Source organism: Streptococcus parasanguinis (genome assembly GCF_001578955.1).
Lineage (GTDB): Bacteria > Bacillota > Bacilli > Lactobacillales > Streptococcaceae > Streptococcus > Streptococcus parasanguinis_U.
In genome coordinates, this window is record NZ_KQ969691.1 from 77,226 (window position 1) to 78,185 (window position 960).

A 960-nucleotide genomic window follows, 5' to 3' on the forward strand; every position below is an offset into this window, starting at 1 on the left:
CTCTGCGCCATCGTCTGTGACAAATACTTCCCCGTGTTGGTAAGGACTCATCGTCCCTGGGTCGATATTGATATAAGGGTCAAATTTTTGGATGGTCACTTTCAATCCACGATTTTTGAGCAAGCGACCAAGACTTGCTGCGACAATCCCTTTCCCGATGGATGATACGACACCACCCGTGACAAAAATATATTTTGTTGACATGTGCTTTCCTCTTCTTCTAATGTTGTAGAGGCCATTCCTCTTTGCAGAAAAAACAAAAATAGCTCCCTAATCCTTAGGGAGCTCCGACCTCAAAATGAGGTGCCCGAACAATATCTTACCGCAAATGGTCTACTTTGTCAAATTGAAAATTTCATGAAAATGATTTTCGCTGTTTACGAGACCTTTTCCACTCCATTTTTTGTGACGAGAAATTTCTCAAATTGAAGCTGAGACATGCAAAGAGCAAGGTCCTTGCGGATTCGCTCCAGTGCTTCTAAACGCATCTCGACTGATGTCTCGGTATTTCCTTGAATGACAAAGAGGGCGTTTTGCGTAGTCTCCTCAAATTTGTAATGGTCACTATCGCGTACATCCAACCAAGCCAGAACTCCTTTTTGATCCCGGTAGACAGGATCTGTCGGTGCGACACGTTTTTCACTAGAAAGGATCGGGAGGAAGAGATCGTCTCTTTGACTCACTGTAAATTCAATCGGTCCCTCAATCTTATCTAGGTCATGTCCTCCGATCGCGAGAAAAGACTTCAGAGATTCGACATTATAGATATCAATGATGCTATTGATCTGAGGAAGAGCTCCTCGATGCTGGATGTTTCGGATAAGAGCTAGGACTGTTGGGGGATTTTTCTTGATGCTACGCCCTACTTTTTGCAAGAGGTCTGTATACCCTTTGATGACAGGAGATGCCACTACTTCTTCTGTCTGACACTGGAGCGCCCATTGTTCAAGCTCTTTCTTC

At 44.1% G+C, this 960-nt stretch carries 1 protein-coding gene and 1 pseudogene; both read right to left on the reverse strand.

The features are described 5' to 3' along the window. Window positions 1–204 (reverse strand): annotated as a pseudogene (locus SPADD19_RS12805) (CTP synthase); the annotation flags it as partial. A gap of 173 nt (window positions 205–377) precedes the next feature. Next, window positions 378–960: B3/B4 domain-containing protein (locus SPADD19_RS07185; RefSeq protein WP_061455645.1), on the reverse strand; the 583-nt coding region annotated here is incomplete at its 5' end.